The sequence below is a fragment of the Streptomyces sp. YGL11-2 genome (genome assembly GCF_050054615.1).
Taxonomy (GTDB): domain Bacteria; phylum Actinomycetota; class Actinomycetes; order Streptomycetales; family Streptomycetaceae; genus Streptomyces.
The window spans coordinates 56,927-65,307 of sequence record NZ_JBNHIN010000048.1 but is presented as its reverse complement, the minus strand read 5'-3'; the positions used below and the strand labels follow the sequence as shown (position 1 = coordinate 65,307).

At 69.8% G+C, this 8,381-nt stretch carries 8 protein-coding genes and 1 riboswitch; of the genes, 4 read left to right on the top strand and 4 right to left on the bottom strand.

Features of this window, described 5'->3' with window-relative positions:
• Positions 1-465: 465 nt before the first annotated feature.
• A riboswitch (M-box (ykoK) riboswitch) is annotated at positions 466-639 on the bottom strand.
• 329 nt (positions 640-968) lie between these two features.
• Positions 969-1,607, top strand: a complete 639-nt coding sequence (locus ACO1BR_RS35060) for a mechanosensitive ion channel family protein (protein ID WP_426799153.1) — start codon at positions 969-971, stop codon at positions 1,605-1,607.
• Positions 1,608-1,822: 215 nt separating this feature from the next.
• Here the strand turns inward: ACO1BR_RS35060 and ACO1BR_RS35055 are convergent, their stop codons facing one another.
• Positions 1,823-2,299, bottom strand: a complete 477-nt coding sequence (locus ACO1BR_RS35055) for a hypothetical protein (RefSeq protein WP_426799152.1) — start codon at positions 2,297-2,299, stop codon at positions 1,823-1,825.
• Between the two features lie 152 nt (positions 2,300-2,451).
• On the opposite strand from ACO1BR_RS35055, the gene ACO1BR_RS35050 reads away from it, so the two are divergent.
• Positions 2,452-3,129 carry a sigma-70 family RNA polymerase sigma factor gene (locus tag ACO1BR_RS35050; RefSeq protein WP_426799151.1) on the top strand — a complete coding sequence of 226 codons (678 nt, stop codon included), beginning with the start codon at positions 2,452-2,454 and terminating at the stop codon, positions 3,127-3,129.
• 110 nt (positions 3,130-3,239) lie between these two features.
• On the opposite strand, the gene ACO1BR_RS35045 is transcribed toward ACO1BR_RS35050, so the two are convergent.
• On the bottom strand, positions 3,240-4,031 hold the full coding sequence (locus ACO1BR_RS35045; protein WP_426799150.1) for an SAM-dependent methyltransferase: 792 nt from the start codon (positions 4,029-4,031) through the stop codon (positions 3,240-3,242).
• 756 nt (positions 4,032-4,787) lie between these two features.
• Here ACO1BR_RS35045 and ACO1BR_RS35040 point away from each other — a divergent pair.
• The gene (locus ACO1BR_RS35040) at positions 4,788-5,306 is read left to right on the top strand and encodes a DUF1203 domain-containing protein (RefSeq protein WP_426799149.1); all 519 of its coding nucleotides are present in this window, start codon (positions 4,788-4,790) and stop codon (positions 5,304-5,306) included.
• A gap of 390 nt (positions 5,307-5,696) precedes the next feature.
• Here the strand turns inward: ACO1BR_RS35040 and ACO1BR_RS35035 are convergent, their stop codons facing one another.
• Both ACO1BR_RS35035 and ACO1BR_RS35030 read right to left on the bottom strand, forming a co-directional pair.
• Positions 5,697-6,842, bottom strand: a complete 1,146-nt coding sequence (locus ACO1BR_RS35035) for an RNA polymerase sigma factor (RefSeq protein ID WP_426799154.1) — start codon at positions 6,840-6,842, stop codon at positions 5,697-5,699.
• 8 nt (positions 6,843-6,850) lie between these two features.
• Positions 6,851-7,258 carry a YciI family protein gene (locus tag ACO1BR_RS35030; protein ID WP_426799148.1) on the bottom strand — a complete coding sequence of 136 codons (408 nt, stop codon included), beginning with the start codon at positions 7,256-7,258 and terminating at the stop codon, positions 6,851-6,853.
• A 738-nt stretch (positions 7,259-7,996) separates the two neighbouring features.
• Here ACO1BR_RS35030 and ACO1BR_RS35025 point away from each other — a divergent pair.
• Positions 7,997-8,359 (top strand): hypothetical protein, encoded by a 363-nt coding sequence (locus tag ACO1BR_RS35025; protein ID WP_426799147.1) that lies wholly within the window; start codon positions 7,997-7,999, stop codon positions 8,357-8,359.
• Positions 8,360-8,381: the final 22 nt, after the last annotated feature.

Below are 8,381 nucleotides of genomic sequence, written 5' to 3'. Positions count from 1 at the left end.
ACAGGCCCCGCCGCTCGCCGGTGTCGTCCAATTTGATGGTGCCGAGCGCGCCACGAATGTCGCCGACATGGGCGTCGTCCAGGACCGCGGCGCGCGATGCCGCAGCAGGGGCCGTCGTGGTCGGCTCGGCGGACGGCTCGGTGGTCAGTTCTGTGGTCATGACGGGCCTCCCGACTCCCCCGGCAAGGGGAGGCGATCGGGGCATGCGGCGGCCACTTGCCGCACCGGGGCGCGGCCCATCCGCCCGCAGCGGGACAGAACCGCCTGGGGCTGGGCGAGCGCGCGTGGGTGAAGGTGCGTGAGAAGTGTCGCTACGGCATGCCGGAGACGGGTGAGGTCGATCGGATGCGGGGCCGACTGTGGCCCGGACTACTACAACCGCAGTCCACGTCTCTCGCCTCCCCCCGGCCGGGGCGCCACCCTGGCGCCATGCGACTCGGCAAGGAGCAGACCGGCCTTGTGACCGGTTCACCCCAACTCGTCAGAGCTTTGGCACTGCACGGCGTAATCCCCTTGCCGGGGAAGCCACTTGGGGTCACCCCTTAGGCCGGGGAAACCTGTCCTGAACCTGGGCGTCTCTCGACGTCGTGGGGTCAGTGGCCTGTGTCCGCGCAGACGCCTCACCGAACGAGGTGCCTTCTTCAAACCTCCAGGAGCATAGCCCACCAATTGCGCAACCGAGCAATCGAGCAACGGTGGAGGACCTCATGGCCGGATGACCGCCCGAAGAGGCCGTCGTACCCGGAGCACGTCGACGCAACGCCTCCCCCGACCCGGCCCGCACCGCCTCCACCAGCGCAAGACCAAACGCCCTACCAGCAGCAGGGCGGGAATCCCACCCCCGCTGACATGGGTAGTCTGCTCCGCGACACCCACACCACGGAATCGAACACGGGGGCACAGCAGTGGGTCATGCGCACAACGCCGCGGGCGGGACCGCCGCCGGGCACCGGCTGCACTGGCGAGGAGTGATCCGGACCAGGCGGGCCGTCATCACCACATCACTCGCTCTCGGCGGGCTCGTCGTGTCGCTCAACTTCGGCGGACTCCTGGGGAGCTCGGACAGCCACCAGTCACTGGGCTCCCGGGTGATCGCCGGCATCAGCGCCGGAGTCTTCCTCGTAGGCGCACTGATCGCCGTGCGCGGAGCCACGGACGATCTGGTGAAACTGCTGACCGGGCGGATCAGCGACAACCGCTCCGCCGCGCTGCGGGTGATCTGTCTCCTGTCTGGATACGCGCTGGTGATCCTGGGCGCACTCAGCCTGGTCCGGGTGCCGTGGGGCAAGTTGCTGCTGGGTGGTGCGCTGACCGGTGTGATCCTGGGCATCGCCGCCCAGCCGGTGCTCGGCAACATCTTCGCCGGACTGGTGCTGCTGGTCGCGCACCCGTTCACGATCGGCGAGCGGATCACCATCCAGTCAGGTCCGCTGGGCGGCCGGATCGACGGCGAGGTAACAGACATGACCCTGCTGTTCGTCGAACTCCACACGGACGACGGCAAGACGCTCCTGCCCAACAACGCCGTCCTCGGAGCAGCCATCGGCCGCCCCGGCCGCGAGGCTCCCACGACTGAGAAGGCACTCCAGGAACAGCCCGCGGTCTAGAAGGTCCGCCGCGCGCCGCAGCCGTTTGTTGTATCCGTGCTGGTCATCACCGTCACGAACAGCGCGGTCGCGAGGGTGTCCGGATCGCCGTCCACCAAGCCTCCAGGCTTCGGCGTCAAGCGAGCACGCCGAAGCCTGGAGGAGTCGGTGCAGGACCGCGAAGCACGGGGGCACGGAACCCACGTGCTGGTACGGAACCCAGCGGCGGGGACGGATCACTCACCGAGTTCGAACCTGTCGGCGATCCCCTCGATCAGCGGCAGATGCTCCTCCCACATCGCGCTTCCCATGCCGAGCACGAAGGCGGCGTTCCCCCGCACCGCGAAGTACTCACGCGTCCGGCGGCTGCCCTTTGCGCCGCCGGTACCGCTGGTGCCGCTGGTGCCGCCGGTGACGAAGTCCAGTGCCACTCCCGCTTGTCCGGCAAACCGGACCTCGGTGCGGGTGAAGTCCTCGTAGCCATGGGCTGCGAGCCTTTCCTGGGCCTTGTCGGCGACGCCGGCCGCCGTCAGGCCGTTGGCAGACAGCTTGAAGACGATGAGGTTCCGGCCCGGGCCGCCCGTGGCCCGCAGGATCTCCGGCCCGTTGGCCGGAACGGGAGGCAGCGCCTCCCAATCCTCCGGCACGTACAGAACCGCCCCATAGGGGACGATCTTGATTGCCTTCCAGGGGGCATTGCTGGCGTCGGACATGCGCAGTCCTTCCAGATCGGCGTTGCTCGGTTGGGCGTTGCTCGGTCGTCGGAGTTGATACCGGCAACCGGCGACGGTGCGAACCTCGCGTCCGGCGACTGTCCCGGTATCCACATACCGGCAGACCGACACCGACCCAGGAGATCACCGCGGTGAGCAGCCACCACGCCGAACCTGATGCCATTCAGCGGGATGGCCTCGTCATGGAACACGGCCACCTCGTCGAACGGGAGGCCGCCCGCTACCGCACCTGGCACATCGACCGGGCAGACCTGCGGCAGGCAGGCATCCTCGGGCTGCTGATCGCCGCGGCCCGTTTCGATCCCGAGCGCGCCGTGCCCTTCGCCGCGTATGCACGCACCTGGGTACGCAAGGAGATCCAGCGCGCCATCTCCCAACAGGAATTTCCCGCTGTCCTGCCCGCTGATCTCGTCGGCCGTACTGTCGCCCTGCGCCGCGCCCTCGACGAACACGCCGACAGTCTGAACCTGGCCGCCGCCGCCCTCGGGATCTCACCGGCCACCGTCACCGCACTCCACCGGCAACTCCGCGTCGTGGCCAGCGAGGACGACGAAGACCTGCCCGCGCCCGGCTACACCCTCACCGACCCCGAACACGCGGCCGTCACCCAGGACTTCATCGGTGCGGCCCGCTCAGCCCTGGCCCGCATGGACCCGCGCCAGGCCGACGCACTGATCCTGCGGTACGGACTCGACAACCAGCCCGCACGCTCGTACCGCCGCATCGGCCGCCACCTCGGAGTTTCCGACCACACCGCCCGCAGCCTCGTCGAACGAGCCCAGGCCGACCTGCGCCTCCTTCTCACCTGAGATCGCACGTCCAGTTCCTCGGTCGCCGGCGATGCGACCCCTGGGACTCGTTCGTTCCCACTGCCACCACGTCTGCGGCGCCCCTCCCCGTGATCCGGCGGCGCCCGTCCTCACCGCACGGCATGCACCAGGTGGCCCCCGGCCGCGTTGCCGTCTTCAGGCCATCGCCCCATCTCCTGCCCGACCTCGGCGAACGACACCGACTCCACCCGCCAGCCGCGCTCCGTGAACAGGGGCTGCGGCGCGTCCGTGCCGTAGTGCCAGGGCGCGCCCTGCTCGGCGAGTGCATCCAGTACGGGGCGGGCAGCCGGGTCGCGGAGCAGGGAACCGGCGACGAATTCGGTCAGCAGGTGGCTGCCTGGTGCCGAGCACGCGGTGATGCGGTCGAACAGTCGGAGTACGTCGGGCTCCTGGAGATACTGGGTGAGTCCCTCGACCAGCCAGCAGGCGGGTAGCCCGGGCCGGAAGCCCGCCTCCGCCAACGATCGCGGCCAGTCGCCCGCGAGGTCCGCGCCGACGGCGACCCGGCGGCAGGCCGGTTCGGGCGCGTCCGCCAGCAATGTCTCCTTCAGGCGCAACAGCTCCGGCCGGTCCACCTCGTAGAGGGTGGTGGCGGGGAAGGCCAGCCGATGGGCCCGGGTGTCCATGCCCGCCGCGAGGAGGACCAGTTGCCGGGGCCCGTCCTCACCACCGGTGACCCTGGTGAGCAGGTCGTCGAAGAACCGGGTGCGAATCGCGATGGCGGGCGCATCGCCCAGTTGATCGGCCAGCTCGCGCCCGGTTTTCCCGGCCAGTACCGCGGCAAGCGGATCGGTGAACAGCCGGTCGGGCCGCTCGGATTCCCTCGCTCGCAGGGCGGCGGTCAGCCGGGCGGTGTTGGCTACCGGATCGAGAAAGGACATGAGCGCTCCTGGCACGCAGAACGACGGATACGGCGCCCAGCGTGCCGCCCGTGCTTCAGCGCTGGCCCGTCATCACCCACCCGCCGCCCAAACTCGACACCGAGATACCGTTCGTTGGCGGAATTCGGCGTACACCACAACGCCGGGACCGCACAGTGGCATTCCACCCTGGCCCGCGTCGTCACCGGCGACCGGCCGGCGCCTGGCACCAGCTGGCATGGCAAAGCCCCGCCTTCTCAGGCGGGGCTTGCCCACACGCACATCGTTGGCGCATTCAGAGACCGCGCGCATCAGAGACCGCGCAAATCAGAGAGCGTGTCCAAGAACTCTCCAATCAACCGGAATACCGTGGTCCGTGAAGAGGCCGCTCAGAGGCATCTGGACGTGAGGTTGAATCGGAGTGTCATCCTCCGAGGCAGCCAAAGCCTGTACCGACATGTGGCCAAGAAACGCAGTCGCCAGCGCGAGACCGGCGAGTGCACGACGCGTATTTGTCATGTCGTGCCAACGAGCCGAAACCGACGACGTTACTGAACGGTGCCCGCTGTAGGCTGAATCGGCTATGGCGGCCTGTCGGACACGGCCTACCCCGCAGGCGAGCCGGCTGTCCGCGAGTTCGGCAGCATCTGCGGCCTTCCTCGCCTGGCGCATGCAACCGTCGCACGCCGCTCCTCCCGTTCGACAGCCGGCTACGCCGCCCACCTTCGCGTCCGAATCCCGCCAGCGTTCCAGGGACGAGCCCACGATGCTGGACTCATGACCGCATACATCTCACTTCCCATCCCTCCGACCACCCTGAAGGAACTCCGCGACGCCGACGACTCCGGGCGGCCCCTGCAGCCCTACTCCGCACGTGAGGACGGCATCCCCCTGGACTGTGTGGGCAGTCCGCTGCGCTGTTGTCTGCGGGCCATCGAGCCCGGTGAGCGGGTCGCGCTCGTCTCGTACGCGCCACTGCGGCGCTGGGCGGAGATGACGGGGGCGGCGCCCGGGGCGTATGACGAATCAGGGCCGGTGTTCATCCATGCCGAGGACTGTGACGGGCCCCGGGACACCCAGGGCCATCCCTTCGCGCGGCCGGGGGCGCTGCGCACCATCCGTCGCTACGACGGCGCGGGGCACATCGTCGGAGGGCGTTTCTTCGAGATCCCCGAGGACGCCGAGGCCGGATTCGACCGAGCCTTCGAGGAAGCGTTCGCCGACCCGGAGGTGGCGCTGGTACACGTGCGAGCCTTGGAGTACGGCTGCTTCCTCTTCGAGGTGCGGCGACCGTAGGCCGTGTCCGTGTCCGTGTCCCCGTTCTGCTCGATCCGCCGGACAGGCCGCAAAGGGCTGTCCGGCGGGCCCGCTCGCCTTGCCGTCCGGTGTCACCGCGTCGAGCCGGCAGCAGTGCACGGTGGTCGTGATGGCGTGCGCGACGGCCCGGGCGGTTCGGTCGGCTCGTACCGGCCTTCCCGCGCGACACGGCGCGACACGGCGCGATACGACGCAATACGGCAGGGCGCCGGTGGTCCGCGCTCGCTCGCGGCATCGCGCCGCACGGCCACGGCCGAAGGGCATCATCACCGCCCTCTCATGGGGGAGTTGGACACCGCCCTCTCATGCGGAGTGGGACGCGACACCGCCAGCCGAACCGGCCCTTGCGGGAAATCGGAGCGCGACCCCTCAGCAGCACCGGCGGGCGTTGAGCCGGGCGGCCTGGCGCGTCAGGTAGTCGCGCTCGGCGAGGTTGGGTGCCTTGGAGGCCGCCTCGGCGTACAGCCGTGCCGCCGCCGCCAGGTCGCCGCCGCGCTCGTGGAGGTACGCCGCCACCGCGGCGTGGCGGGGCAGTGAGTCGTCGAGCGTGGCGAGCGCCGCCAGGCCGGCACGCGGTCCGTCGGCCTCGCCCACGGCGACTGCGCGGTTGAGCCGGACGACCGGGCTTTCGGTCAGGCGCGCGAGCTCGTCGTACCACTCGACGATCTGCACCCAGTCGGTCTCCTCGGCGGTGGGCGCGTCGGCGTGGAGTGCCGCGATGGCGGCCTGGGCCTGGAACTCGCCCAGCCGGTCACGGGCGAGGGCCGCCTGCAGGATCTCGACGCCCTCGGCGATCGACTTCGTGTCCCACCGGCCGCGGTCCTGCTCGGCGAGCGGTACCAGACTGCAGTCGGGTGCGGTCCGGGTGACGCGCCGGGCGTGGTGGAGCAGCATGAGGGCGAGCAGCCCCGCCACCTCTGGGTGGTCGATCGCGGCCGCGAGCTGTCGGGTGAGTCGGATGGCCTCGGCGGCGAGGTCGACGTCGCCGGAGTAGCCCTCGTTGAAGACCAGGTAGAGCACGCGCAGCACCGTGGCGACGTCGCCGGGCTGGTCGAAACGCACGCCGGAGACGGTGCGCTTGGCACGGCTGATGCGCTGCGCCATGGTCGCCTCGGGGACCAGGTACGCCTGGGCGATCTGGCGGGTGGTCAGTCCGCCGATGGCGCGCAGCGTGAGCGCGACCGCGGACGACGGCGTCAGCGACGGGTGGGCGCACAGGAAGTAGAGCTGGAGCGTGTCGTCCACCGCGGGCGCGGGGCCGGGCGCCGGCTCCTCGTCGACGAGGTCCTCACGCCGGCGGCGGGCGGCGTCCGCCCGGGTCGCGTCGAGGAACCGGCGCCAGGCCACGGTGACCAGCCAGCCCTTCGGATCCCGCGGCAGGTCGGCCGGCCAGACGCGGACCGCCTCGACCAGCGCGTCCTGCACGGCGTCCTCGGCCGCCGCGAAGTCGGCTCCGCGGCGGACGAGGATTCCGAGCACGCTCGGAGTGAGGCTCCGGAGCAGGGCCTCGTCCATCGGACCGGTCACTCCGTGATGGTGGGCGGCGCGGCCAGGAACGGGCGCAGCTCCAGCCACTCGTGGAGCGGCTTCCCGCCCGCCCCGGGAGCGGCCGACAGTTCCCCGGCCAGCTCGACGGCGCGCTCGTGGCTGTCGACGTCGACCACCATCCAGCCGGCGATGAGGTCCTTGGTCTCGGCGAACGGGCCGTCGGTGACCGGCGGGCGCCCCTCACCGTCGTACCGGACCCACGTCCCCTCAGGGGCGAGCGCCTGAGCGTCGACGAACTCGCCGGTCCCCTCAAGCCGGACCGCGAGGTCCTGCATGTACTTCACGTGCGCCGTGATCTCCTCCGGCGTCCACTGGTCCATCGGCACGTTGTTGGCCGGAGCCGGGGCGCCGCGGTAGTGCTTGAGCAGCAGGTACTTGGCCATCGTGTTTCTCCTCGGTGCTGGTGCGACCCATTGTGGTCACCTTCACCACGGGGACGGAGCCGGTCACCGGTTCTCGACATCGCCGTCCGAAATTTTTTTGGGCTCTCGTCGACGAGCCTGGTTGAGCCGTCTCGTAGCGTCCGCGTCCGCGGCGTGCGTGGTACGAGGGCGGAACGGAACGAGCCCTTCCAAGATCAGCGGCGACCAGGCAACGGAAGGGAGGGAAGCCCTCGCGTGCGTCGCTGTACGTGTGGTTCTGGCACCGTCGTGGTGTGCTCGGACCGACGAGTTGTTCGGCGGCGAGGGCATGCACGTCATCGACGTCACGCGCGATCCCGGCGTTGGCCGTGGACAGGTTCCGGTGGTGCTGGGCGTCGCGTCCGACGACGCTCCGATCGGCTGTCCGGACGGCCAAGCTCACCAGCCGGGCGGCAAAGTGGGCTCTACCGGGTCCGGAGAAGGTCCTTGAGCCGCTCCGCACCTGCCTCTACGGGCGTCCGCCGAGCAGGACGCGACCCGCCGAACGAGCCGACCCGGGTTGATCCGCGAAGCGCCGCCAAACCACGCCCGGCAGTTATCTGAAATTCAGGTCAGCCGATAGGGGTGGCCTCGTCGCTTCGCGAGTGTCGTGGAATTCGGCGCGTCACCGAGTGGGCGCGTCTCATTTTGCTTTAACCTCCATTAACAGTATGAAGTCGATCAATTACCGATCGAATCCGCCCGAATATCGGAGATGACATGCGCAAGCTTCACAAGACTGCCGCCGTGGTCGCCGTTCTCGGCAGCGTCGGCCTCCTCGGCGCCGGCACCGCCTACGCCGATGGCGGGGCGGGCGGCTACGACAACCGCCCCCAGTCGAGCACCCAGAGCACCTACCAGCAGCAGTCGAGCGGCGGACGCGACCACGGCAAGTCGGGCGGCCGCAAGGTCATCATCCGGCAGAGCACCGCATGCAGAACATTCGACGACAACGTCGACGTATTCGGCGAGCTCCGGTTCCGGGACCACCTGGGCTTCCCGCACAGAGAAATCGAGAGGCCGGACGTGCAGGTCACCAGGCTCGGCTCGTCCCACGGGTGCAACAACATCATCCGCCTCTGAGGCGGCGGGCCGACGGGGAATG